This is a genomic window from Sphingopyxis sp. MWB1 (assembly GCF_000763945.1).
Lineage (GTDB): Bacteria > Pseudomonadota > Alphaproteobacteria > Sphingomonadales > Sphingomonadaceae > Sphingopyxis.
In genome coordinates this window covers 1,345,073-1,370,235 of record NZ_JQFJ01000002.1, presented here as the reverse complement: position 1 = coordinate 1,370,235, position 25,163 = coordinate 1,345,073, and the positions used below count along the sequence as shown (strand labels likewise).

Below are 25,163 nucleotides of genomic sequence, written 5' to 3'. Positions count from 1 at the left end.
GCCATGTCTACGACCTCCAAAATGCTCACCCTCGATACATCGACCAGCCGGGCGAATCCGACGCCGCAGCCGATGAAGCGGCTGACGGTGCCGCGCATCCGCCAGCGCAAGGGCGGGGAACCGCTGGTAATGCTGACTGCCTATACGGTGCGGATGGCGCAACTGCTCGATCCGCATTGCGACATGCTGCTGGTCGGCGATTCGCTGGCGCAGGTGATTTACGGCATGCCGCATACGGTCGGCGTGACGATGGACATGATGGCGCTGCACGGCGCCGCTGTGGTGCGCGGTTCCTATCATGCGGCGGTGATCGTCGACATGCCCTTTGGCAGCTATGAAGGCAGCCCGGAGCAGGCGTTCGACAATGCCTCGCGCCTGCTGAAGGAAACCGGCGCGGCGGCAGTGAAGGTGGAGGGCGGCAAGGTACTGGCGCCGACCATTGAATTTCTGACCCAGCGCGGCATTCCGGTGATGGGCCATGTCGGCCTGACGCCGCAGGCAGTGAATATTCTGGGCGGATATGGCGTGCGCGGCAAGAGCGAGGAAGAGGCGCGCTCGATTGTCGAGGATGCGGTCGCGGTGGCGCAGGCCGGCGCCTTTTCGATCGTGATCGAAGGCGTGCTGGAATCGATTGCCATTGAAATCACCGAAAAGGTCGCGTGCCCGACCATCGGCATCGGCGCATCGGCACGCTGCGACGGGCAGGTCCTTGTCACCGAAGATATGCTGGGCATGTTCGAACGTGTGCCGAAATTCGTGAAGCGCTATCAGGATATGGCGGGCGTGATCGAGGGCGCGGTGCAGGAATATGCCGATCAGGTCAGGTCCCGTTCATTCCCGACCGACGATCAAATCTACGCTGGATGATCCGACGCGCGCTGCGGCGGCTGGGTTGAGCGAAACGCTTGGCCTTTGCGGGCGTGGCCGCTAAGGAAACGATCCGCTGGCCCCTTTGGCCGCAATCGCAGACGAGATTATGGAGGTTTGATTGGCGCTGAGCCCCACGAACGATGCCGCCTTGCTACAGGAAGTGGATGAGGCGGTTCGCAAGGATCGGCTCGACACGATCATGCAGCGCTATGGCCTGTGGATCATCGGTCTCGCGGTCGCGGGATTGCTGGCCTTTGGCGGCTATCTTTATTGGGATCACCAGCAGAATGTGGCCCGCGGCGAAAGCGCCGAAGAGCTTGTCGCCGCCCTCGACAAGGTGGCGAGCGGTCAGGGTGACGCAGCGACCAAGGCGCTGAAAGCGATCGAGGCGGGCGATGAAGCTGCCTATCGCGCCGCCGCGTTGATCCAGCAGGCGAATATGGCCGCCGAACGTGACGACCTGAAAGGTGCCGCGGCCTTGATGGCGAAGGTTGCCGCCGATCCGAAACTCGATTCGACGCTGCGCGATCTGGCGTTGATCCGCCAGACCGCGTTCGAATTTGATACGCTGAAAGCCGAAGATGTGATCGCGCGGATGAAGCCGATCGTCGATGCCAAGGACCCGGTGTCCAGCTTTTTCCCCAGCGCCGCGGAATTGAGCGCCATTGCCTATTATCGCATGGGCCAGTTCGACAAGGCGGGCGCCCTGTATGGGCGGATTGCCGAGATGCCCGATTTGCCGCGTTCGCTGCAATCGCGCAGCGTCCAGATGGCCGGGATGCTGGGCGTCGATGCGGTCGCCGACGACGCCGACGAGACGGAAAAGGCCGGTGCGGCCAAGGCCGGCGCGCCAGACCCGAAGAAGGCCGCCGGAAAAGAAGCGGCCGCAGCCAAGACTGAGGAAGCCAAATAATATGCTGAAAAGGCGTTATGGATTTTACGCCGCGCTGTTGGCGTTGCCGCTTGCCGGCTGCGGCGCTTTCAAAAGCGATGGTGGCCCGCGCACGCCGACGGTGGGCGAGCGTATTTCGATCCTGTCGAATGATGACAGCATCAAGGTGGACCCGGCGACCGCTTCGGCGGCGGTGGTCCTGCCGCCGCCCGCGGTCAATGCCGACTGGGCGCAATCGGGGGGCAATGCCTCTAAGTCGATGGGCCATCCCGCGCTTGCCGCCACGCGCACGCAGCTGTGGGCAGCCAATGTGGCGGGCGGTACGACGAAACAGCGGCTCGCGGCCGCCCCTGTTATTGCTGACAACCGGCTGTTCGTTGTCGATACCGATGCTGTCGTCACCGCCTTTGCCGCTGATACGGGCGCAAAGCTGTGGAGCGTGTCGATCGGCAGCACCGGCAAGGATTATCAGAATTCGCTGTTCGGCGGCGGTGCGGGCGTTGACGGCAATATCGTTTATGCCACCAGCGGCGCGGGCGATGTTGCGGCGCTGAACGTCGCCGATGGTTCGCTGATCTGGAAGACGAAGCCCGCCGGGCTGCTGCGCGGCGCGCCGACCATCGCCTATGGCGGTGTTTATGTGGTGACGCAGGATAATCAGCTTCTTGCGCTCAACGCCGCCGATGGCGCGGTGTTGTGGCAGGCAACGGCCTCGCTGGAGCCGGGCAGCGTTTTTGGCGCCGCTTCGCCTGCCGCGGGGCAGAGCACCCTCGTCGCGGGCTATTCATCGGGCGAGGTTCAGGCCTATCGCTATGAAAATGGCCGCGACCTTTGGGAAGATGCGCTGGCGCGCACCTCGATGGCGCTGTCCGTTTCCACGCTGACCGACGTCGATGCCGATCCGGTCATCGACCGGGGCCGCGTCTTTGCGCTGGGGCAGGGCGGGCGCATGGCGAGCTATGAGCTGGTCACCGGTCAGCGCATCTGGGAAATTTCCATCGCGGGCATTTCGACCCCCTATGTGGTGGGCGAATGGGTCTATGCGATGACCGACGACGGCAAGCTGCTGTGCGTCGCGCGGGGAACGGGCAAGGTTCGCTGGCTGCAGCAGCTCGCCCGCTACCGCGTCGAAACCGAGAAGAAGAAAAAGGACCCGATCCGCTGGACCGGCCCGATTCTGGCGGGTGGCCGCCTGATTGCGGTCAACAGCGAGGGGCAGCTGGTCGAATTTTCGCCGACCGATGGTTCGGTCCTTGCCACCACCGATTTCAAGACGCCGCTGTCGCAGCCGCCGGTTGTCGCCAACAATATTCTTTATATTCTGGCCGACGACGGGCGTTTGACCGCCTGGCGTTAAATGGGCGGGGCGATTTGCCCCGCCGAAAGATAGGATAATAGCATGGCGCGGTCCGCGACGATCGCCATTGTCGGCCGTCCCAATGTCGGCAAATCGACTTTGTTCAACCGTCTGGTGGGCAAAAGGCTTGCGCTGGTCGATGACCAGCCGGGGGTGACCCGCGACCGGCGCGAAGGCGACGGCGAGCTTTTGGGACTGAATTTCCGTATCGTCGATACGGCGGGCTTTGAGGATCAGGATGCCGCGACCCTGCCGGGCCGGATGCGGGTCCAGACCGAAAAAGCCGTGCGCGAGGCCGATGCCGCGTTGTTCATGATCGATGGGCGCGCTGGCGTCACGCCCCTGGACGAGGAAATCGCCCGCTGGCTGCGCAGCGAAAATGCGCCGATCATCCTGCTGGTCAACAAGGCCGAGGGGAAACAGGGCGAAGCGGGGCTGATGGAAAGCTATGCGCTGGGGTTTGAAACCCCCATCGCGCTGAGCGCCGAGCATGGCGAAGGCATGGTCGATCTGTTCGATGCGCTGCGCCCCATTGTCGAACCCTTTATGGAGGCCGAGGCCGCCGAACTGGAAGCGGGGGATGAGGCGCCGCTGGGGCCGATGAAGCTGGCTATCGTCGGGCGCCCCAATGCCGGTAAATCGACGCTGATCAACCGGATGATCGGCGAGGACCGCCTGATCACAGGGCCGGAGGCGGGGATTACGCGCGATTCGATTCGCGTCGACTGGCAGTGGGAAAATGACGGCACGGTTCACCCCATCCAGCTTTTCGACACGGCGGGCATGCGAAAGCGGGCCAAGGTGCAGGACAAGCTGGAAAAGCTGTCGGTCGCCGATGCCCTGCATGCCGTTGATTTTGCCGAAGTGGTTGTCCTGCTGCTCGATGCGACCAAGGGGTTGGAAGCGCAGGATCTGCGCATCGCCGACAAGGTGCTGGAGGAAGGCCGCGCGCTGATCGTCGCCCTCAACAAATGGGATGTCGCCGAAGAGCCGTCCGCTCTGTTCAACGGGGTGCGGAATGCGCTTGATGACGGGCTGAGCCAGGTGAAAGGGGTTCCCTTGCTCAGCATATCGGGCGCGACAGGCAAGGGGATCGACACGCTGGTCCGCGTCGCCTTTGAACAGCGCGACATCTGGACCAACCGGGTGTCGACCGCGCGGCTCAACCGCTGGTTCGAAGGGGCGGTTTCAGCAAATCCGCCGCCCGCGCCGGGGGGCAAGCGCATCAAGCTTCGCTATATCACCCAGGCGCGCACCCGCCCGCCGACCTTCATCGTTTTTGGCACCCGCACCGACGCGCTGCCGGGAAGCTATGAACGCTATCTTGTGAACGGGATGCGCAAGGAACTGGGGTTTCAGGGGGTTCCGGTTCGCCTGAATTTCCGGAACAGCCGCAACCCCTATGATGAATAAGAGGCCGCGTCGCGGCCTGCTGCCTTGACGTCACGCTCTCCCCTGCTGGTCGATACCCGCGGCATGCGCTGTCCCTGGCCCGCGCTGCGGCTGGCGCGCGCCATGCGCGAGGAAAAGGCCGTGCTGCTGGTCGCCGACGATCCGCGCGCACCCGCTGAAATTGCGGCTTTGGCGGCGCAGCACGGGTGGACGATGGAGCCGCAGAGCGCGGCAGAAGCAACCGAAGAGCGGTGGCTCATCCGCAAAGGCTGAAAGATTTGGGTCCATTATCGGCACAAGTAAGCGGTTGGCGTAACTTCGCTTTAACCGCTTTTGGTGCATGTGTGAGCGAAGACTGCTGGTCGATGGACGCCAAGGAATGGAAAAGTGACAGAGCCGCTGGTGGATTGGAACGAGTTTCGCGCCACACGCGCCCAGTTGGGCGACCAGTTTGTGCGCATATTGGGCTATTTCCAGGAAGATGGCATCAAATCGGTCGCGGCCATTGAAAAGGCAATGCGCGAAAGCGACGCGCGCGGCCTGGTCATGCCCGCCCATACGCTGAAAAGCGAAGCGCGTCAGTTCGGCGCCGAACGGCTGGGGCAGCTTGCCGAAGATATCGAGATGTTCGCGCGCCGCTGCGTCGAAAGCCGCCACAGCCCGGAGGAGTTTATTCCCCGCGTGGCGGGTCTGCGGGCATTGTTCGAGGAGACGCTCAGCGCGCTGGACAAGGAAGCGAACCCGCTTGTTGCGCGCCCGTCGCGTAGCGGTTTCGGCCGGGCGATTTCGCGACTCTGACCCCTTCCTGGGGGGCTTAAGCGTTGCCGCGACGTAGCGGTACCCATTTCCCTTGCGCGAGACAGCGCCACAGCCATTCGAGCGGGCCATAACGGAAATGATCGAGCCATGGCTTGGACCAGAGCAGCATGAGCGCCCAGGCCCCGAGCACGAAAAGATAAAGCTCGGCGCGCGGCACAGCGCCAAATAAACCTAAGCCATATCCATAGAAGATGAAGGTCATCACCAGACTGGTGCCCAGATAATTGGTGAAAGCCGCCCGCCCGGCAGCCGCGACCCGCATCATCCAGCCACTTTGGGCGTATCGCCCGATTAGCAGAAGAAGGAGCGCCGCATAGCCGATGGTCATCATCAGACGCGCGGGCATTCCCCAAGCTGCAAATATATTGACTCCGATGACCGGATCAAAACCAGTGCGCCACTCTACCCACAGCAGGGCAAGCGTGAGCAAAAAACCTGGCACCAGAAAGGCGGCGACGCTGCGCCAATAGATGGCTCGTTCCCGGCCGCCGACCAGAAAACCGCTGCGGAACAAGGCCATGCCCAGCATCATAAGCGGTAGGGTCTCGAGAAAACTCCATGCGACGCCCACGAGTAGATCAGAGACATTGGCGAACTGGTCGGCGGTGATGGTCCAATAATCGCTGCGGTAAAAGGCAACTTCCTCGTCAATCTCCTCATCGGTGAGCGAGTATTCGGCGCGCATTTCCTGCGCAAGCTCAACCTGTTCGGAGGAAGCGCCCGCGCTTTCCCCTATGCGGATGCTGACGAGGCTGGATCCCATGAGGATGGTCATCACCAGCGTTCCGAGCGCATACAGGCCGATGGCCCAGCGGATCAGACGCTGATGGCTCCAACCGCGCATCAGAAAGGCGACGGAACCCACGGCTGCATAGAGAAACAGAATATCGCCCCACCACAGAAAAAGGAAATGGCACAGCCCAAAGAGTGCGAGCCATGCCATGCGCCGATAATGGACCGATACCGCGCTTTGCCCGCTGGCGGCGGCGCGGTCGGCGATCAGGATCATGCTGGCACCGAAGAGCAGCGAGAAGAGGCCGCGCATCTTCCCGTCGATCAACAGGAAGCTCAATGACCAGGCGATGAGGTCCGCCAAATTCTCGCCGCCATAGATGCGCGGCGAGATATACGCCATTTCGGGCATGGAAAAGGCGATGATGTTCATCGCCAATATGCCCATGACCGCGAAGCCGCGCAGCGCGTCGAGCGCGATGATACGGGACGCCCCGCTGCCGCTAGCCATAGTCCGCCCCTGCTGTGTTAACGCGCTATTACAGCCAGGTCGCAATCTGGTCGAGCGATTTCTTGCGCGTTGCGTGGAGCGGAATGGTGGCATCGGCGGCGGGGTGGCCGGCAACGATCAGCATCATCGGCTTCTCGTCCGCGGGGCGCCCGCAAATCTCGCGCAGAAAGCCCATGGGCGAGGGGGTATGGGTGAGGGTGGCCAATCCCGCGCTGTGCAGCGCGGCCAGCAACAATCCGCAGGCAATGCCAACGCTTTCGGTGACATAATAATTTTGCCGCGCTTCGCCGGGTTCGATCCCGCCGCGCCGCTGGCCGAAAACGACGATCAGCCAGGGGGCAGTGTCGAGAAAATCCTTGTCGGCATCGGTGCCGAGCGGCGCGAGCGCCTCTAGCCATTCCTGCCCGGCGCGGCTTTCGTAAAAAGCGCGCTCTTCGGCTTCCGCCGCTTCGCGAATGCGATGTTTGAGGCCCGCCGATTCGATGGCGGCAAAATGCCAGGGCTGATGGTTGGCGCCGCTGGGCGCGGTTCCCGCGACGGCGATGGCGGCTTCGATCACCGCGCGCGGCACGGGCGTGTCGGTGAACATGCGGCAGGTGCGCCGCGCGGCCATATGGTCGCGAAAGGCCGCCGCAGCGGCAATACGCTGGGCATCGGTCAGCGCGGGCAGGGCGGTGTAGGGGATCATGGGATGTGGCTGCATCGCGAAATCCTATCGCGCCTTCCCCAAAAAACCAGCGGCTTTTCATGAAGTATTGACATTTATGTTAGTAATGCTATTTCCTCATCATCGAGGACAGGAACAGAGAGTCGTCATGAACGCCATTCCCCTTTCGCATCCCGACCGAACCGAGACTGGCCTGCGTCCGCTGAAGGCGTGGCGGCATTTTCGCAATCTGATCGCCGACAAGGAAGATACCGAACAGGTCTTCCATATTATCGAAGCGCTGCGCGACAGCCGTTTCGCCAAATCCGCTGCGGCCTTTTTCCAGACTGCCGAAGGGAAGAAGCTGCTGGCGGAACGCGCCTATCTGCCCGCCATGCTCGATGACCATGACCGGCTGCGCAAGCTGCCCGAAGGCAGTGTGGGGCGCATCTATGTCGATTTCATGGAGCGCGAGGGGCTGACGGCACAGGGGCTTGTCGACGAGTTTGACAAATTCCGCCGGGGTCAGCCGCGCTATGACGATATGCTCGAACTTTATGGCAACCGGCTGCGCGATACGCATGACCTGTTCCACATTCTGACCGGCTATGGCCGCGACGCGCTGGGCGAACAATGTGTGCTCGCCTTCTCCTATAGCCAGACACCAAGCTGGGGCACGCTGTTCATCGCCTGGGCGGGCGCGCGCGAAATACACAAGGGGCTGGGCGGCCGCTACGCCGTTTATGCCGCGGTGCGCGAAGGGCAGCGCCATGGCCGCGCCGCGCAGCAGATCGCGCATCAGAATATCGAAGCGCTGCTCGCCGAGCCCCTGGAAGCCGCCCGCAAGCGGCTGGGGATTGCCGAGCCGGTGGTATACAAGCAGGTTCATGCCGCCATGCGCGCGGACGGGATTGATCCCTATGACCTGCTTGGCACACAGGCGGCTGCGGCAAAGGATGAAGGGCCGCTGGCCCAGGCGGCTTGAGCCCTGCCGATGTAATCAGGCGGCGAGGCGGGCGATGAGTGCCTGTGCCGCCGCCGGATTACGCAGCTTTGCGCCCGCGATGAAGAAAAGATAGGTGTCGCTGCCCTCTTTTTCCCAATCACCGAGGCGCGTGGCCCACTGGGCCAGGTCGGCGTCGGTATAGCCGGTTTCCACTGTCTCCACACTGCGTTGCAGACGCGCATAGCGGAAATCGGCGGTCGCCTCGTCGATGCGCGGAAATTCGTCGCTGTCGGCGAGCACGATCGCCATATTCCGTTCGCGCGCGAGATCGACAAAGGCGGCATCGCAAAAGCTTTCGTGCCGCACCTCCAGCGCATGGCGCAACGGCAGCCCGTCCTGGGCCTCGGGAAGGAGGTCGAGGAAGCGCGCGAAATCGTCGCGCTCGAATTTCTTGGTCGCCATGAACTGCCACAATATCGGACCCAACCGGTCGCCGAGCCGGGTCAGCCCCTGCGTCAGAAATTTTTCGACCGAGGCGGCGCCTTCGCCCAACTGCTTGCGGTTGGTGCAAAAGCGTGAGGCCTTGACGCTGAACCGGAAGCCATCGGGGACCGACGTTGCCCAGTTGGCAAAGCTTTCGGGTTTCTGGCTTCCATAATAGGTGCCGTTGATCTCGATCCCCGTCAGATGTTGGCCGGCATATTCCAGCTCGCGTTTCTGCGGATGCTTGGGCGGGTAGAAGGTCCCGCGCCAGGGTTCATAGGTCCAGCCGCCAATGCCGATATGGATGCTCATGACTTCATCACCTCCGTCGTCCGGGCGAAGCCCGGGATCTCATGGTCGCTTTTTGCCGCGCCGGGAGATCCCCGCTTTCGCCGGGATGACGAGGCGGGGATATTAGGCGAGCGCGGCGTCCGCCCCCATCAGCTTGGGGAAAAAGCCTTCATGCGCCTCGCGCAGTTCGGCGAGCGTCACCTGATGATCGCTTTCGGGCAGTTCGAAAACGATCCGGTCCTTGATCGTGCGGCCGAGCGGATCGACCGGCACATCGGCGCGGTTCGCTGCATCGAGGAAATCGGCAAGGCAGGTGTCGCAGACGGTGACGAGATAGAGGCCCTGATCCTCGCCGAAGAAGCTTTCGGCGATACCAAAGGGTTGTTCCTCGCTGACCATCACGCCGATGTTCGACTTGAGCGCCATTTCAGCGAGCGCAACGGCGACGCCGCCATCGGACACATCGTGGCAGGCGGTGATCCAGCCGGCCTCGATGCTCTTGCGGATGAAATCGCCAGTGCGCTTTTCAGCCTTCAAATCGACGGGCGGCGGCGGACCTTCCTCGCGCCCGTGGATTTCGCGCAGCCACGCCGACTGGCCGAGATGACCCATACGTTCACCCACGGCGAGCACGATATCGCCGGTGCGCTTGAAGCCGATGCCGACCGTTTTGGCCAGATCTTCGATCACGCCGACGCCGCCGATCGCGGGGGTAGGCAGAATCGCGCTGCCCCCGCCCGTGGCCTTTGACTCATTGTAAAGGCTCACATTGCCCGACACGATCGGATAGTCGAGCGCGCGGCACGCCTCGGCCATGCCGTCGAGGCACCCGACAATCTGGCCCATGATTTCGGGGCGCTGCGGATTGGCGAAATTGAGGCAATTGGTGATCGCGAGCGGCTTGGCGCCGACCGCGCTGATGTTGCGCCAGGTTTCGGCCACCGCCTGTTTGCCGCCCTCGAACGGATCGGCATAGCAATAGCGCGGGGTGCAATCGGTGCTCATCGCCAGCCCGCGATTGGTGCCATGAATGCGGACGATCGCGGCATCGCCGCCCGTCTGCACCGTATCGGCGCCGACCTGGCTGTCATATTGCTCCCAGATCCAGCGGCGGCTGGCGATGTCGGGGGTGCCCATCAGCGTCCGGAGGTCGGCGGCCACGTCCGTGGTTTCGGGAACATTGGTCAATTCCGCCTGAGGGGGCGTCGGGACGTGCGGGCGGTCATACAGCGGCGCATCATCGGCCAGCGGGGCAAGGGGGATGTCGCAGACAATCTCGCCCCGATGCTCCAGCACCATGCGGCCCGTGTCGGTGACGGTGCCGATGACCGCGAAATCCAGTTCCCATTTTTCAAAGATCGCCTTGGCGAAATCTTCCTTGCCGGGCTTCAGCACCATGAGCATCCGCTCCTGGCTTTCCGACAGCATCATCTCATAGGCGGTCATGCCCGACTCGCGTTGGGGCACATCGTCCATCTTCAAATGGATGCCGACGCCGCCCTTAGATGCCATTTCGACCGAGGATGACGTAAGCCCGGCAGCGCCCATATCCTGAATGGCGACGATGGCGTCCGATGCCATCAGTTCAAGGCAGGCTTCGATCAGCAATTTTTCGGTGAAGGGATCGCCGACCTGGACGGTCGGGCGCTTTTCCTCCGCATCTTCGCCGAAGTCGGCGCTGGCCATGGTCGCGCCATGGATGCCGTCGCGGCCGGTTTTCGACCCGACATAGACGATCGGATTGCCGACGCCGCTTGCCGCCGAATAGAAGATCTTGTCCTGTTCGGCGACGCCGACGGTCATCGCATTGACGAGGATATTGCCATCATAGGCCTTGTGGAAATTGACCTCGCCGCCGACGGTCGGAACGCCGACGCAATTGCCATAACCGCCGATGCCATGAACCACGCCCGAGATCAGGTGGCGCATCTTCGGATGGTCGGGGCGGCCGAAACGCAGCGCGTTGAGGTTGGCCACGGGCCGCGCGCCCATGGTGAAGACGTCGCGCAAAATGCCGCCGACGCCGGTTGCCGCGCCCTGATAGGGCTCGATGTAGGAGGGGTGGTTGTGGCTCTCCATCTTGAAGATGGCAGCGAGTTTCTTTCCGTCCGGGCCTTCGCCAATGTCGATCACGCCCGCATTTTCGCCGGGGCCGCAGATTACCCAGGGGGCTTCGGTCGGCAATTTTTTGAGGTGGATGCGCGAGCTTTTATAGCTGCAATGCTCTGACCACATGACCGAGAAAATCCCAAGCTCGACGAGATTGGGCTCGCGGCCAAGCGCAGACAGAATGCGCTCATATTCTTCGGGGGACAGACCGTGCTCGGCGACGATCTCGGCGGTGATGGCAGTGGCTGGCTGAGTCATGGCGCGCCTTTAGCCCCGCGCGCGCGATAGGAACAGCCCCTCTATGGCCAAATTCCGCCATAAAGGGGCTGCGAAAGGGAAAAGGTGGGGAAAAGGCTCAGCGCGAGGCGAGTGTCGTGGCGGGCTTGCCGAGCGGTTCGACATCGCGCAGCGTGAAATTCACCTGCTGCGACCCTACGGTGCCGCGCACGCGCTTGTCGCCGACGCGAAGGTGAAACGCCTTGCCGCTGCGCTCTTCGACGCCGCTGATCACGCGATAATCGCCCTTGTGGGTGACCGTGTAGCTGTAAACATGTCCGTCATGTTCGAAGCGCCGTTCGGCTTTTTCCCCGGCCGTAGCGGCGATGGGAGCGAATGCGGGCGCCATCAGGCCGACGGCAAGGATGGGAAGAAACAGCTTTTTCATGATGCAAGTCCTTGTCTGGTTGAACAAAACTTGCCTTTCAGCCCCTCCGTATTTTGTGCATTGCAACATGACTCGCTTTTGGGCGGGCAGCAATTGCAAAGGATGAAATTGTCATTGCACTGCGGGTAAGCGATAATGGGCCCTGCCCGACGTCGCGCTTGACCAAAAGGGGCAGAAAGGGCCAAAGCAGGACCCATGACCGATACCCCCGAAAACACGGCCCCCGTGGCCATTGACTCCCTGTCGTTCGAGGCGGCGATGGGCGAATTGGAAATGATCGTCCGGCGCCTGGAAAATGGCGATGTCAGCCTGGAGGAATCGGTTAATCTTTATGAGCGCGGCCATGCGCTGCGCGCGCATTGCGAAGCGCGTCTGGCAGCGGCGCAGGCGCGGATCGAACAGGTCAGCCTGGGCAGCGATGGACAGCCGACCGGAACCAAGCCCTTTGGCGAAAGCTGAACCGCGCATGGCGGCGCATATCGGAGAGGGGTCTGGGGACTATGCTGCCCTTCTGTCCGCCGCGCAGGCAGAGGTGGCGGAAGGGATCGACCGGCTGTTCGAGCAGTTGCTGACGATACCCGCCGACCCGCGCGAGCCGCTTTATCGGGCGATGCGTCATGCGGCCATCGGTGGCGGGAAAAGGCTGCGCCCGCTGCTGGTGCGCGCGGCGGCGGATCTTTTTCATATCGACCGGGCGCTGAGCTTGCGCGTTGGCGCGGCAGTGGAGGCGATGCATGTCTATTCGCTGATCCACGATGATCTTCCGTGCATGGATGATGACGATATGCGGCGCGGAAAGCCGACGGTTCATCGGGCTTATGATGAAGCGACGGCGATTCTGGCGGGGGATTCGCTCCACGCGCTCGCTTTCGAATGGCTTGTCGACCCCGCGACCCATTCGGACCCCTTTGTGCGGGCCGAACTGATGAAGGAACTCGCCCATGCTGCCGGTCCGGCCGGAATGGCCGGGGGGCAGATGATGGATCTGGCCGCTGAAAAATCCAATTTCGACCTGCATACGGTGACGCGCCTGCAACAACTCAAGACGGGCGCGCTGATCGGTTTTTCGGTCGAGGCCGGAGCCATTCTCGGGCGGCTGCCTCCCGATGCACGCGCGCCCTTGCGCGGTTATGCACGGGATATCGGCCTCGCTTTCCAGATCGCCGACGACATCATGGATGTGGAAGGGGATGAGGCGCTGGCGGGCAAGGCGCTCCAAAAGGATGACGCGGCAGGCAAGGCGACCTTTGTCACTTTGATGGGGCTGGAACGGGCGCGCGACCAGGCGCATGCGCTGGTCGAACAGGCGGTGGGGCATTTGGCGGGCTTTGGTGAAGAGGCGGCGCTGCTGCGCGCTATTGCGCGCTTTGTGGTGGAAAGGGATCGTTGATGCGGATTGGAGTTTACCCCGGGACATTCGACCCGATCACGCTGGGGCATATGGACATCATCCGGCGCGGGGCGAAGCTGGTCGATCGGCTGGTTATCGGCGTGACGACCAATATCTCCAAAACGCCGATGTTCGAGGACGATGAGCGCATCGCCATGGTGGAGCGCGAGGTGCAGGGCATCGAGGGTGATATTCGCGTTGTCGGCTTCAATTCCCTCCTCATGGATTTCGCGACCCGCGAAGGCGCCACCGTCATTGTGCGCGGGCTGCGCGCGGTTGCCGATTTCGAATATGAATATCAGATGGCGGGCATGAACCAGCAGCTGAACAACCGCGTCGAGACTGCCTTTTTGATGGCAGACGTCAGCCTGCAGCCCATCGCCTCGCGCTTGGTCAAGGAAATCGCCATTTATGGCGGCGAGATCCATAAATTCGTCACCCCGGCGGTGCGCGATGCCGTCGAGGCGCGAATTGCCGAGCGGGGGCTGCGTCGCGGCGATCCGTGATGCTCAATCATTGAGCGTTCAGCTTTTTCCCGCTAGGCCGCGCTGCCTGGGGCATATTTCTGACCAAGAAACATCAAGAGCAAGGGCCGATCCAGAATGAAATTGATTTTCCGACCGCTGGCGCTGACTGGCCTGGCACTGGGCCTCGCCTTGTCCGCTGCTGCGCAGGATGCACCCGCCGTTGCGCCCGATGCCGCACCGGCGACGGAAGCGCCCGCTGCACCTGCGATGACCCCCGACCAATATATTGGTAACCCCGAATATATGCTCAACCTCGACCTGTCGACGGGTGGGCGCGTGGTGATCCAGCTTTATCCCAATGTGGCGCCCAATCATGTCGCGCGTGTCAAAGAGCTGGCGCGCGACGGCTTTTACAATGGGGTGAAGTTTCACCGGGTGATCGACGGCTTCATGGCGCAGACGGGCGACCCCAGCGCGACGGGGCAGGGCGGATCGGCGCTTCCGGACCTCAAGGCCGAATTCAACGCGGTGCCGCATTTGCGCGGCACCGTTTCGATGGCGCGCGCGCAAAGCCCGGACAGTGCCAACAGCCAGTTTTTCATCATGTTGCAGCCGCGCTTTGCCCTTGACCGCAACTATACGGTATTCGGGCGCGTCGTGTCGGGGATGGAATATGTCGATGCGATCAAGCGCGGCGAGCCACCGCCGGTGATGTCGCGCATGGTGCAGGTGTCGGTGGCTGCCGATAACAAGCCCATGCCCCCCGCATCGGCTTTGACCGAAGACGCCCCGCCGCCCGCAGCCGACGCGAATATCGGTGCGGCGCCGCGTAACGCGCCGATCCGCTAAAAGGGAGAGGGCGCGCAATGCGCGTCGATGCGTTCGATTTCGACTTGCCCAATGAGCGCATAGCGTTGCGGCCCGCGCGGCCGCGCGATGCCGCGCGCATGCTGGTGGTGGACGGGAATCGCATGACCGACGCTGGGGTGCGCGACCTGCCCGCCTGTCTGCGCGCGGGCGATTGCCTCGTCTTCAACGACACGCGCGTGATCCCCGCCCAGCTCGAAGGGCGGCGTGGAGAGGCGCGGATCGGCGCGACCTTGCACAAGCGGATCGACCTGCGCCGCTGGCAAGCCTTCATTCGCAACGCCAAGCGTCTGCGCGTGGGGGAGACGGTCGATTTCGGCGAAGGCGTTGCGGCGCTGGCTGAGGAGCGGCTGTCCGACGGAAGCTTCATCCTCGCTTTTGGCGGGGATGAGCCGGTCGAAATATTGCTCGAACGCGCAGGCACCGTCCCCTTGCCGCCTTATATCGCGGGCAAGCGCGACATCGACGACGCGGACCGCGACGATTACCAGACCATGTTTGCGCGTGAAGATGGCGCGGTCGCCGCGCCCACCGCCGCGCTTCACTTTACCCCGGCGCTGCTGGATGCGCTCGCGGCGGCTGGAATTACCAGCGAGACGCTGACGCTGCATGTGGGGGCGGGGACTTTTCTGCCGGTGAAGGCCGAGGATACCGAAGATCATCAGATGCACGCCGAATGGGGGCGGATCGATGCCGAGACCGCCGACCGGCTCAACGCGGTTCGCGCGCGCGGCGGGCGGGTGATTGCGGTGGGCACCACCAGCCTGCGCCTGCTCGAAAGCGCGGCGCAGGCTGGTGGCGTGATCCGTCCCTTTGCGGGCGACACGTCGATTTTCATCACCCCCGGCTATCGCTTTCGCGCGATTGACGGGCTGATGACCAATTTTCACCTGCCGCGCTCCACCCTGTTCATGCTGGTGAGCGCGCTGATGGGGCTGGAGGTGATGCAGGCCGCCTATTCCCATGCCATAGAGACGGGATATCGTTTCTACAGCTATGGGGATGCCAGCCTGCTGCTTCCCGCTCAGAGCGAGCGGTCGGCATAAATGGCCATCGCCTCGGCGATAAATTCGGGGCACCCGGGCAAGTCGCTGCCCTTGTAGGTATCCCGAAATTCGGGATTCTCGACATAATGGCGCCCAAGCCCTGCAAAGGCAGCGGCATCGGGCGTCCAGCTTCGCGAAACCCACAGATAATGTCGGTGCGTCACCTCCTGCACCGGCGTGGAATCCGGGGCGTCGCCTGACTGAAACAGGCGGATGAAGTCATCGCGTATCGCTTCCATCTCCCGTTTGAGGTCAGCGATATCCTCGGGTGAGAGGCTGCGCGCCTTGGCCTGTGCGGCTTCGACGGCATCCTTGCCCCAAAAGTCGACCGCTTCCTTTTCCCAGCGTGCGCGGGTTTCGGGTGAAATCCCCGCATATAGATCTTTGTCATCCATCTCTTCATCCTTTTCCAATGCTTCGATCGTGCGATCGATGGTGTGGATGAGGTTGCGATAATGACCGATACGCCCCTTCAGCGCGGCACGATGCTCGTGCAAGGCAGCCAAGGGATCAAAACTAGGATCGTCAAGGATCGCGGCAATGTCGGCGAGCGGCAGGCCCAGTTCGCGATAGAAGAGGATCTGCTGGAGGCGCAGCATCTCTTCCCGGCCATAATAGCGATAGCCATTGCCGCCGACATGACCGGGTTTCAGCAGGCCGATCGCATCATAATGATGCAGTGTCCGCACGCTGATGTCCGCTGCCTTGGCGACTTGTCGAACGGTTCGCACCTATCGTCTCCTCATCATGGACCGGGCTTTTCGGCTATCACGTTGCGTGAGGGTCAAGCGTTATTCGACGCGCCAAAGGATAAGGGTCAATCGACCATTTACGCAATCGCAAGGCTTTGCTGCCATTTCGGAGGGAATATGGGCCAGCAAGAGTTTTCGGAATGAGCAGGATGGCACGCAGCGCGCGTGATGCGGCAGACGAGAGCACCGAAAATATGCGCTCACGCGGCGGATTGCTGGGCAAATTTGTTGGGCGAGGGGCGAAGTCTTCGGACATGGCTCCGCCCGGTCTGCAGATGAATGAAGCGCTGCGCCTTCTTCAAAATTATGAAGAAAGCGGTCGCGGCTGGTTCTGGGCCACCAATGCCGAAGGACGGCTGACCTATATTTCCGAAACCGTTGCAGCGCGTTTGGGAAAAAGCGGCGACGGGCTGGCCGGGACGCCGCTCGTGGAGCTTTTTGACGGGTCGGCTGGTGAAAGCGAGCGCCAACGCAGCTTGCCCTTTTTGCTGACGCGCCAGTCGAAGATCGACGAACTGCCCCTGCGCGCCGCGCTGGAGGAAGAGGAATGCTGGTGGGCCGTTTCCGGGCGGCCTTTCTATAGCGAGGGCGGTCAGTTTCAGGGCTATCGCGGTAGCGGAACCGATATTACCGCCCAGCGCCGTTCGGCGGAGGATGCCTCGCGCCTGGCGCTGTATGACTCGCTGACCGGGCTTGCCAATCGCCATCATATTTCAAAAAAGCTGGAAACGACGCTGGCTGCCTTTTCGCAGCAGGACCGAAGCTGCGCGGTGATGCTGCTCGACCTCGATCGTTTCAAGCAGGTCAATGACACGCTGGGTCATCCGGCGGGCGATGAATTGCTCAAGCAGGTGGCGCAACGCCTGCTCAAAATTGTCGGCGACAAGGAAATGGTTAGCCGTCTGGGCGGCGATGAATTTCAGATCATATTGCCCGACAAGGATGACCGCGGCGAATTGGGCGATCTGGCGGGCGAAATCATTGCCAGCCTGTCGCAGCCTTATTCGGTCGATGGCAGTCGCTGCATCATCGGGGCTTCGGTGGGGGTCGCGATCAGCCCCTTTGACGGGACGAAGAGCGGCGATCTGATCCGCAACGCCGATCTCGCCCTTTATGCCGCAAAGGGCAATGGGCGCGGACGTTTCCGCTTTTATTCGCAGGATCTGCATCAGGCCGCCGAGGATCGGCGCGTGCTGGAGGAGGATTTGCGTGACGCGCTGGTTCGCAATGAAATGCATCTGGCCTATCAGCCGGTGGTCAATGCGAAGTCCAATGTCGTCACGGGGGTCGAGGCGCTGCTGCGTTGGAACCATCCGGAACGCGGACCAATATCGCCTGCTGTGTTCATTCCCATTGCGGAGGAATCGAACCTCATTCTGTCGATTGGCGAATGGGTGTTGCGCACCGCCTGCGCTGATGCCGCTACCTGGCCGGGCGACATGCGCGTCGCGGTCAATGTCTCGCCGATCCAGTTCGCCAATGAAGGCCTGCCCAAGCTGGTCATGCACGCGTTGGCTTCGAGCGGACTTCCCCCCGAACGGCTGGAGCTGGAGATTACCGAAAGCGTATTCCTGGGCGACAGCAGCGAAACCAACCGCATGTTCGAGGCGCTGAAAGGTGTAGGCGTACGTCTGGCGCTCGACGATTTTGGCACGGGCTATTCCTCGCTCAGCTATTTGCAGACTGCGCCCTTCGACAAGATCAAGATCGACCAGAGCTTTGTGCGCGATGCGACGGTTGCGGGATCGCGCAACGCCGCGATCATCGCCGCCATCGTGGCGCTGGCCGAGGCGCTCGATATGGAAACGACGGCCGAGGGAATTGAATCGCTCGATCAGCTCGACCTGATCCGCAAGCTCAACGTCAGCCATGTGCAGGGCTATGTTTACAGCAAGCCGGTGCCTAACGCGAATCTGCTCGAACAGACCGAAACGGGCGCGTGGACGATCAAGCCCTCGGGACCAGCGCGGCAGCGCAACGATCGTTTCCATATGTATCGCAAGGTCGGCGCCATCCATGGCAATCACCGCTATGAAGTGGTGATCCGCAATTTGTCGGCGACCGGCGCGCTGATCGAAGGCTTGCTCGATGTGCCGCTGGGCACGCAATTTGTCATAGACTTTGGCGAAGGCCAGCTTGCGACCGCGACGGTGCGCCGCTCGGTCAAGCATCAGCAGGGCGTCGAATTTGAACAATCGCTCGTCAGCGACGGCAATGGCGGCCTGTGCACCCGGCACCGTGTGTCGCCCTATCTGATCGCCGAGGCGACGAAACGGATCGCGACGACGCTGGAACTGCCGGCCTTCAGCACGGTCAATGACTGGAAGAAGGACTGACGCGGCTCATCGGTGCGGAACCCTCTTTTTCATCAGCCGTTGGAGAGGCGACTGGATGAAAGGGATACCGACATGAGCGAGACGCGAATTTTTGCCAGGTTGAAGGCCGACCATGACCGGCACCGCGATCTTTTGGATCGCATTGATGCGACTCAGGGTGACAGCCCGGAACGGGCGGAGCTGTTCGAGACCTTTCGCGTCGAGGTGACGGCGCATGCCGCGGCTGAGGAGATGTCGCTCTATGCGACGATGCTCGGCAAGCCCGATTTGCGCGACGAGGCGCAGCATAGCGTATCCGAACATAAGGAAGTCGAGGATATGCTGACCGAGCTTTATGAAATGGATTTCGGCTCGACCGGCTGGCTCACCCGCTTTCGCACGATGAAGGAGCGCTATCTCCACCATATCGACGAGGAAGAGGAGGAGATGTTCCCCGAAGCCGAGAAGGGACTGTCGGAGGAACGCAAGAAAGAGCTGATCGCGATTTTCGAGAAGGAAAAGCCGAAGGAAAAGGCCAAGGCGGCTGAAGAGGAGCCCTCGAGCGACGACGAGCGCGAGTAGCGGCAAAGAGCGTCAGGGCGGCGCGCGCCGCGGCTCGACTTTCACACGCACCCGCGCCATAGCCGCGCGCCATGACCGACAGATTCGCCTTTTCCATCGCCGCGACCGACGGCGCCGCGCGCACGGGCACGATCCGGATGCAGCGCGGCGAAATCCGCACCCCCGCTTTTATGCCCGTGGGGACCGCGGCGACGGTCAAGGCGATGCGCCCGGCCGAGGTGCGCGCGACGGGCGCCGATATCATTTTGGGCAATACCTATCATCTGATGCTGCGTCCCGGCGCCGAGCGCATGGCGCGGCTGGGCGGGCTGCATGATTTCATGGGCTGGGACCGCCCCATATTGACCGACAGCGGCGGCTATCAGGTGATGAGCCTCTCGGCGCTGACCAAGCAGAGCGAGGATGGGGTGGCGTTCAAAAGCCATCTGGATGGCTCGCGGCATTTGTTGACCCCCGAACGCTCGATGGAAATCCAGCGGTTGCTGGGCAGCGATATTGTGATGGCGTTCGACGAATGCCCGCCGAACGGCGTCGATGCCAAGCGCGCCGAGGCGAGCATGGAGCGTTCGATGCGCTGGGCGGCGCGGAGCCGTGCGGGTTTTGATGCGGGCGAGGACCATGCCGCGCGCGCCGCGCTGTTCGGTATTCAGCAGGGGTCGCTTGATGAAAAGCTGCGGGCACGGTCAGCCGAGGCGCTGATAGAGATCGGCTTTGACGGCTATGCCATTGGCGGGCTGGCAGTGGGCGAGGGGCAGGAGGCGATGTTCGGCGTGCTCGACTATGCGCCCGAGCAGCTTCCCGCGGACAAGCCGCGCTATCTGATGGGGGTCGGAAAGCCCGACGATCTGGTCGGGGCGGTGGCGCGCGGGGTCGATATGTTCGATTGCGTGCTGCCGACGCGCTCGGGCCGCAACGGGCAGGCCTTTACTTGGAACGGGCCCATCAATATCCGCAACGCCAAATTTGCCGAAGATCAGGGGCCGCTGGACGCGGATTGCGATTGTCCGGTGTGTACGGGCTGGTCGCGCGCCTATCTGCACCATTTGGTCCGTTCGGGCGAAATGCTGGGGGCGATGCTGATGACGCAGCATAATCTGCATTTCTATCAGGCGTTGATGCAGACGATGCGCGAGGCGATTGCGGCGGGGCGTTTTGCGGGCTTTCAGGCGGGTTTTGCGGAGCGATACCGCAAATAGCGCGCGGTCGGCGGGTGCCGGGGCGTGGAAGTGTGCAAAGGTGCCACGCAGCGTAACATGGTGATATCAGCTAGTTATGGTAAAAATGCAAGTTTCCGGGAATGACCGGAGCGCGCGGGACTTGCCGGGGTCGGTCCCAGGGGGTCAGTCCAGCTTGTCGAGCAGGTCGAGCATCGACTGCGGAATTTCCTCATCGACCGCGCTTTCATAGGCGCGGCGCAAGACGACATTCACGTCCCGCTCTTTTGCGGACGGCTTTCGGCCGCGGTTGGCGGCGGTTTGGCTGGCGTCTTTGGGTCGACCCTGTTCAGGCGACATTATGGCTGGATCCGCTGAATCATGGGTCCTCGTGCTAAACGCGTGTAAACCAAAGCGCAATGGCGCTTTGTTCCTTTCCCATGAAACCATTTTGCGATTAGATCGTTCCCGACGAATGAAATAAGTGGGGGCGCCGGGGGCTGACTGCCGTCGTCCAAGAAGATTTGAAGGCGGCGGACCCACGACAGGTCCGTGCCTGTGCAGGAGGAATTATATGTCATTGGGTCAGGCCATTGCGCCGCACCTTCCTTATTTGCGGCGTTATGGACGGTCGATTTCGGGCAGTCAGAAACATGGCGATGCGTTGGTCGCGCAAATATTGGAACAGCTGGTCGCCGACCCTTCGCATATTGATACCAATGGCGACCTTCGGCTGCAGCTTTATCGCATGATCCATCAGAATTTCGGCACTTTTGCTGCCGATGTCGAGGCGAGCGACGAAGCGGCTGTCCCCGATGCGGCGATTGCCGATGCCCGGTTGCAACGTATTCCGTCGCTGGCACGGCAGGCCTTGCTGCTGACGGCGGTGGAAGGGTTCAGCATCGACGAGGTCGCCCGGATCGTGGAGCGCGAGACCGAAGCGGTCGAGGCGCTGATCCGGGAAGCAACCGCCGAAATCGACCGTCAGACCCACGCCCGCATCCTGATCATCGAGGATGAGCCGATCATTGCGATGGACATCGAAATGATCGTGCGCGAACTGGGTCATGATGTGGTGGCCGTCGCGACCACCCATGCCGAGGCGGTGGCCGAAGCCCAAAAGCATCAGCCTGGCCTGGTGCTCGCCGATATTCAGCTTGCCGACAATAGTTCGGGGATCGAGGCGGTGCAGGAAATTTTGGGCAGCATGAGTGTGCCGGTGATCTTTATCACCGCTTTCCCCGAACGCTTGCTGACGGGCGACCGGCCCGAGCCGGCCTTTTTGCTGACCAAGCCTTATCAGCCCGCGACCTTGCGTGCGGCAATTTCGCAGGTACTCTTCTTTGATGAAAGCACGGTTCCCGCCTGAACGGTTTGGGGCTGGATAAGTGAGTCCCCCCGGCGAATGCTGGGGGGTCTTGCGGTGGTGCGCGGCCTCCCTGGCCCCGGCTTTCGCCGGGGCACATGCCTGCGGAGGCGGGGTGAGGGCGCGAGCGCGGGGAGCGTGACCTGTCTTTCTGGGGGTTGCGGGGGATGGGCGCTCGGGCGATAGCCGGGGAGCCATGACTGCCACCCTCCCTCCCGCCACGGCCCCGGCCCGAAATTCTGCCCGCCAATCGGCGCTCGACCGGCTCAAGGCCCATGCGCCTTTCCTCGCGCGGCTGGCCGAACTTTACCCGGCGGATGTTGAGGCCTTTCTGACCGATGGTGTCGATGCCGCGCTCGCGGGGCTGACGCCGCCGTCGGTCGATGACCATATCATGGTCGCGCTGCGCCAGTGGCGCGGGCGCGCGGCGCTGCTGCTCGCGCTCGGCGATTTGTCGGGCGAGCATGATGTGGCGACGACGACGCGCCTGCTCTCCGATTTTGCCGATCAGGCGTGCGACCTTGCGCTTGCCGCCGCCTTTGCCGAGCGGGTGCCCGATGCCGCGCCGCGCGGGCTGGCGGTGATCGCGCTCGGCAAGCTGGGCAGCCATGAGCTGAATTATTCCTCGGACATCGACCCGATCCTGATCTTTGACCCCGAAACCTTGCCGCGCCGGGAGCGCGACGATCCCGATGAGGCGGCGGTGCGGATCGCGCGGCGGATGGTCGAAATATTGTCGACGCGGACGGGCGAGGGCCATGTGCTGCGCGTCGACCTGCGCCTGCGTCCGCATCCTGAAGTGACGCCGATCGTCCTGCCGGTGAATGCTGCCATATCCTATTATGAATCGCAGGCGCTGGCATGGGAACAGGCGGCCTTTATTCGCAGCCGTGCTTCGGCAGGGGACAAGGCGCTGGGCGAGGCCTTTCTGGACGCGATCCAGCCCTTCATCTGGCGGCGCAGCCTCGATTTCCGGCAACTCAAGGAAATCGGCGCGATGAGCGACCGCATCCGCGACCATTATGCACAGGGGCAGGCCTTTGCCCCCGGCTATGATCTGAAGCGCGGGCGCGGCGGGATTCGCGAGATCGAATTTTTCGCGCAGGTGCATCAGCTTATCTATGGCGGACGCGAGCCTGCGCTGCGCGTGCCCGCGACCATGGATGCGCTGGCGGCGCTGGCGGCGGCGGGGCGGATCGACGCCGATGTCGCGGCGCGGCTGACCGGTCATTATGCCTTTATGCGGCGGATCGAGCACCGGCTGCAGATGATCGAGGATCAGCAGACGCACTGCCTGCCGACGCAGGCCGAGGCGCTGGACGGCGTGGCGCGGCTTGATGGCGAGGCGGATGGCGCGGCGCTGCTGGCGCGGCTGGAACCCGTGGTGAAGGACGTCGGGGCCATTTACGACCGGCTGGTCGCCGAACGGGCGGAGCGCGAAGGGCTGCCCCGCGACGAGGCGGAGCTGGCCGCGCGCCTGGTCGCCGCCGGTTTCGACCCGCCCGATGCGGCGCTGCGTATCATTGGCGACTGGCGTGCGGGCAAGGAACGCGCGCTGCGAAGCCCCGCCGCGCAGGAGGCGCTGGAAGCGGTTTTGCCCGAACTGGTGACGGCGCTGGGCGCGGCCCCCGACCCGGCCCAGACCCTGCTGCGCTTTGACAAGCTGGTCGCCGGGCTGCCGAGCGCGATCAATTTTTTCCACCTGCTCGCCGCGCAGCCCGCGTTGGCGCGGATTGCGACGCGCATATTGTCGCTCGCGCCCGCGCTGGCCGATGCGCTGGCGGCGCGGGTCGAACTGATCGAGGGGTTGATCGACCGCCGCGCCTTTGAAGCGCCCGCGACCTGCGAGGAGTTGCTGGTCGAATGGGCACCGGGGCTGGCGGGGCTCGATTACGAACGGTTGCTCGACCGGGTGCGCGACCGGGTGGGCGAAAGGCGCTTCGCCTATGGGGCGCAGCTTGTGTCAAGTGCGAGCGACCCGCTCGACATTGCGCGCGGCTATTCGGAGCTGGCCGAGGCGGCGCTGCGCGTGCTGGCCGATGCGACGGTCGCCGAATTTGTCGAGGCGCATGGCCGGGTGCCGGACAGCGAATTGGTGATATTGGCGCTGGGGCGGCTTGGCGGACGCTCGCTTACGCATGCGTCGGACCTGGATCTCATTTATCTGTTTACCGGCGACCATCTGGCCGAATCCGACGGTCCGCGGCCCTTGGGGGCGACCAGCTATTATAATCGCCTTGCCCAGCGAGTGACGGCGGCGATGTCGGTGCCGACCGCGGCGGGAAAGCTGTATGATGTCGATACACGCCTGCGTCCGCAGGGGGCGCAGGGGCCACTGGTCGTCACGCTCGACAGTTTCGAACGCTATCAGCGCGAGGAAGCGTGGACATGGGAGCATATGGCGTTGCTCCGCGCGCGGCCCGTTTATGGGTCCGACGCCGCGCGGGGCCAGCTTGAGCGGTTGATCCGCGAGCTGCTGGCGCGCCCGCGCGATGCGGGCGAGGTGCGGCGCGATGCGGCGTCCATGCGCGACAAGATGCTGACCCACAAGCCGCCCAAGGGGCCGCTGGATATCAAGGGCGGGCCCGGCGGGCTCGTCGATCTGGAATTTGCGATGCAGGTGACCCAGCTTTCGACCGGGCAATGCCACGATCCGCAGATTGACGCGGCGCTGGCCTGTATGCGCGGCGTGGATCTGGCGCCGGCAGGGATCCCCGAGGCCTATGAATTGCTCGCGCGCATGCTGGTCATGCTGCGCCTGACGGCTCCCGATGGCGAACCGGCGACGCCGGCGGCGCGCGACATGATGGCGAGCGCGTGCGGCGAGCCGGGCTGGCCGCAACTGCTTGCCGCCCATGATGCGGCGCGGCAGGAGGTGGCCGACTGGTGGGCCTCGATTCGCCCGCATGACAGCCAAGAGCAGGAGATGGAGACATGAGCGCACCCCAAATTGGCGATGCCATTCCGCCGGTGAAGCTGATCGACGCCGATGAAGCGGTGATCGACCTGGCGGCCATGGCGGGCGCGCCGCTGGTCATATATTTCTATCCCAAGGCCGATACGCCGGGATGCACGACCGAGGCGCAGGATTTCACCCGCCTTGCACCCGAATTTGCCCATCTGGGCGCGCATGTGCTGGCGGTGTCGCGCGACAAGCCGGCAAAGCTTTGCAAGTTTCGCGACAAATATGGGCTGACCGTGCGGCTGGTGTCGGACGAGGATGGCGCGGTGTGCGAAGCCTTTGGCACCTGGGTCGAGAAGAAGAATTACGGGCGCACCTATATGGGGATCGAACGGTCGACCTTCTTGTTCGACCGCGAGGGCAAGCTGGCCAAGGAATGGCGCAAGGTGCGCGTGAAAGGCCATGCCGATGCGGTGTTGGAGGCGGCGAAGGCGCTGTGATGGCGATGCGCCTTCATCTGCTTTTCCGTTGGGATTGCGTGGCGTCGCGGCGGTCATTCTCTCAGCCCGGCGTCTCGACTTCGCTCGACGAGAACGGCTGGGGAGGCGGC

Annotated in this window: 25 protein-coding genes; 18 read left to right on the top strand and 7 right to left on the bottom strand. The window is 63.0% G+C overall.

Translation table 11 applies throughout. The annotated features are described in order from the left end of the window. The first annotated feature begins 3 nt into the window (after positions 1–3). The 6 genes from panB to JV18_RS0107040 all read left to right on the top strand — a co-directional run bounded on the left by panB (position 4) and on the right by JV18_RS0107040 (position 5,309). Positions 4–867: a 3-methyl-2-oxobutanoate hydroxymethyltransferase gene (gene panB, locus JV18_RS0107065; RefSeq protein WP_033073955.1), complete on the top strand. Its 864-nt coding sequence runs from the start codon at positions 4–6 to the stop codon at positions 865–867. Between the two features lie 121 nt (positions 868–988). Further along, positions 989–1,783, top strand: coding sequence for a tetratricopeptide repeat protein (locus tag JV18_RS0107060; protein WP_033073954.1), 795 nt, complete (start codon positions 989–991; stop codon positions 1,781–1,783). 1 nt (position 1,784) lies between these two features. Further along, positions 1,785–3,119, top strand: coding sequence for an outer membrane protein assembly factor BamB family protein (locus tag JV18_RS0107055; protein WP_033073953.1), 1,335 nt, complete (start codon positions 1,785–1,787; stop codon positions 3,117–3,119). A 42-nt stretch (positions 3,120–3,161) separates the two neighbouring features. Beyond that, complete coding sequence (der, locus tag JV18_RS0107050) at positions 3,162–4,532, top strand: ribosome biogenesis GTPase Der (RefSeq protein WP_033073952.1); 1,371 nt, start codon at positions 3,162–3,164, stop codon at positions 4,530–4,532. 24 nt (positions 4,533–4,556) lie between these two features. Beyond that, the gene (locus JV18_RS0107045) at positions 4,557–4,784 is read left to right on the top strand and encodes a sulfurtransferase TusA family protein (RefSeq protein ID WP_268746265.1); all 228 of its coding nucleotides are present in this window, start codon (positions 4,557–4,559) and stop codon (positions 4,782–4,784) included. Positions 4,785–4,898: 114 nt separating this feature from the next. Further along, positions 4,899–5,309 (top strand): Hpt domain-containing protein, encoded by a 411-nt coding sequence (locus JV18_RS0107040; RefSeq protein WP_200879074.1) that lies wholly within the window; start codon positions 4,899–4,901, stop codon positions 5,307–5,309. A 16-nt stretch (positions 5,310–5,325) separates the two neighbouring features. Here the strand turns inward: JV18_RS0107040 and JV18_RS0107035 are convergent, their stop codons facing one another. Continuing rightward, positions 5,326–6,573, bottom strand: a complete 1,248-nt coding sequence (locus tag JV18_RS0107035; RefSeq protein ID WP_033073951.1) for a DUF418 domain-containing protein — start codon at positions 6,571–6,573, stop codon at positions 5,326–5,328. A 28-nt stretch (positions 6,574–6,601) separates the two neighbouring features. After that, positions 6,602–7,276, bottom strand: a complete 675-nt coding sequence (locus tag JV18_RS0107030; protein ID WP_033073950.1) for a nitroreductase family protein — start codon at positions 7,274–7,276, stop codon at positions 6,602–6,604. Positions 7,277–7,388: 112 nt separating this feature from the next. On the opposite strand from JV18_RS0107030, the gene JV18_RS0107025 reads away from it, so the two are divergent. Beyond that, on the top strand, positions 7,389–8,204 hold the full coding sequence (locus JV18_RS0107025) for a Coq4 family protein (protein ID WP_033073949.1): 816 nt from the start codon (positions 7,389–7,391) through the stop codon (positions 8,202–8,204). Positions 8,205–8,219: 15 nt separating this feature from the next. Here JV18_RS0107025 and JV18_RS0107020 read toward each other — a convergent pair whose 3' ends face one another. From JV18_RS0107020 to JV18_RS0107010, 3 genes are all read right to left on the bottom strand, one after another. Beyond that, positions 8,220–8,960 (bottom strand): DUF72 domain-containing protein, encoded by a 741-nt coding sequence (locus tag JV18_RS0107020; RefSeq protein ID WP_033073948.1) that lies wholly within the window; start codon positions 8,958–8,960, stop codon positions 8,220–8,222. A gap of 102 nt (positions 8,961–9,062) precedes the next feature. Further along, positions 9,063–11,306: a phosphoribosylformylglycinamidine synthase subunit PurL gene (gene purL / locus JV18_RS0107015; RefSeq protein ID WP_033073947.1), complete on the bottom strand. Its 2,244-nt coding sequence runs from the start codon at positions 11,304–11,306 to the stop codon at positions 9,063–9,065. A gap of 97 nt (positions 11,307–11,403) precedes the next feature. Further along, positions 11,404–11,712: a hypothetical protein gene (locus JV18_RS0107010; protein WP_033073946.1), complete on the bottom strand. Its 309-nt coding sequence runs from the start codon at positions 11,710–11,712 to the stop codon at positions 11,404–11,406. A gap of 195 nt (positions 11,713–11,907) precedes the next feature. Here JV18_RS0107010 and JV18_RS0107005 point away from each other — a divergent pair, with 195 nt between their 5' ends. From JV18_RS0107005 to queA, 5 genes are all read left to right on the top strand, one after another. Then, complete coding sequence (locus tag JV18_RS0107005) at positions 11,908–12,171, top strand: exodeoxyribonuclease VII small subunit (RefSeq protein ID WP_052071801.1); 264 nt, start codon at positions 11,908–11,910, stop codon at positions 12,169–12,171. A 7-nt stretch (positions 12,172–12,178) separates the two neighbouring features. After that, positions 12,179–13,102 carry a polyprenyl synthetase family protein gene (locus JV18_RS0107000; protein WP_033073945.1) on the top strand — a complete coding sequence of 308 codons (924 nt, stop codon included), beginning with the start codon at positions 12,179–12,181 and terminating at the stop codon, positions 13,100–13,102. After that, positions 13,102–13,608 (top strand): pantetheine-phosphate adenylyltransferase, encoded by a 507-nt coding sequence (coaD, locus tag JV18_RS0106995; RefSeq protein ID WP_033073944.1) that lies wholly within the window; start codon positions 13,102–13,104, stop codon positions 13,606–13,608. The genes JV18_RS0107000 and coaD overlap by 1 nt, the downstream gene beginning before the upstream one ends. 96 nt (positions 13,609–13,704) lie before the next feature. After that, positions 13,705–14,418: a peptidylprolyl isomerase gene (locus tag JV18_RS0106990; RefSeq protein ID WP_033073943.1), complete on the top strand. Its 714-nt coding sequence runs from the start codon at positions 13,705–13,707 to the stop codon at positions 14,416–14,418. Positions 14,419–14,435: 17 nt separating this feature from the next. Then, on the top strand, positions 14,436–15,482 hold the full coding sequence (gene queA / locus JV18_RS0106985; protein WP_033073942.1) for a tRNA preQ1(34) S-adenosylmethionine ribosyltransferase-isomerase QueA: 1,047 nt from the start codon (positions 14,436–14,438) through the stop codon (positions 15,480–15,482). Here the strand turns inward: queA and JV18_RS0106980 are convergent. Continuing rightward, complete coding sequence (locus tag JV18_RS0106980) at positions 15,461–16,213, bottom strand: MerR family transcriptional regulator (RefSeq protein WP_033073941.1); 753 nt, start codon at positions 16,211–16,213, stop codon at positions 15,461–15,463. The two genes, queA and JV18_RS0106980, sit on opposite strands and share 22 nt — an antisense overlap. A gap of 275 nt (positions 16,214–16,488) precedes the next feature. Between JV18_RS0106980 and JV18_RS0106975 the strand changes: the two genes are divergently transcribed. The 3 genes from JV18_RS0106975 to tgt all read left to right on the top strand — a co-directional run bounded on the left by JV18_RS0106975 (position 16,489) and on the right by tgt (position 20,327). Further along, positions 16,489–18,570, top strand: coding sequence for an EAL domain-containing protein (locus JV18_RS0106975; RefSeq protein WP_235302937.1), 2,082 nt, complete (start codon positions 16,489–16,491; stop codon positions 18,568–18,570). A 72-nt stretch (positions 18,571–18,642) separates the two neighbouring features. After that, on the top strand, positions 18,643–19,131 hold the full coding sequence (locus JV18_RS0106970) for a hemerythrin domain-containing protein (RefSeq protein ID WP_033073940.1): 489 nt from the start codon (positions 18,643–18,645) through the stop codon (positions 19,129–19,131). Positions 19,132–19,202: 71 nt separating this feature from the next. After that, positions 19,203–20,327: a tRNA guanosine(34) transglycosylase Tgt gene (gene tgt, locus JV18_RS0106965; RefSeq protein ID WP_033073939.1), complete on the top strand. Its 1,125-nt coding sequence runs from the start codon at positions 19,203–19,205 to the stop codon at positions 20,325–20,327. A gap of 144 nt (positions 20,328–20,471) precedes the next feature. Here tgt and JV18_RS15615 read toward each other — a convergent pair whose 3' ends face one another. Then, positions 20,472–20,561: a NepR family anti-sigma factor gene (locus JV18_RS15615; protein ID WP_235302935.1), complete on the bottom strand. Its 90-nt coding sequence runs from the start codon at positions 20,559–20,561 to the stop codon at positions 20,472–20,474. A 298-nt stretch (positions 20,562–20,859) separates the two neighbouring features. Between JV18_RS15615 and JV18_RS0106960 the strand changes: the two genes are divergently transcribed. The 3 genes from JV18_RS0106960 to JV18_RS0106950 all read left to right on the top strand — a co-directional run bounded on the left by JV18_RS0106960 (position 20,860) and on the right by JV18_RS0106950 (position 25,053). Further along, positions 20,860–21,654 carry a response regulator gene (locus JV18_RS0106960; protein ID WP_033073938.1) on the top strand — a complete coding sequence of 265 codons (795 nt, stop codon included), beginning with the start codon at positions 20,860–20,862 and terminating at the stop codon, positions 21,652–21,654. 193 nt (positions 21,655–21,847) lie between these two features. After that, positions 21,848–24,589, top strand: a complete 2,742-nt coding sequence (locus JV18_RS0106955) for a bifunctional [glutamine synthetase] adenylyltransferase/[glutamine synthetase]-adenylyl-L-tyrosine phosphorylase (RefSeq protein ID WP_052071800.1) — start codon at positions 21,848–21,850, stop codon at positions 24,587–24,589. Beyond that, complete coding sequence (locus JV18_RS0106950; RefSeq protein WP_033073937.1) at positions 24,586–25,053, top strand: peroxiredoxin; 468 nt, start codon at positions 24,586–24,588, stop codon at positions 25,051–25,053. Before JV18_RS0106955 ends, JV18_RS0106950 begins: the two co-directional genes overlap by 4 nt. Positions 25,054–25,163 lie beyond the last annotated feature (110 nt).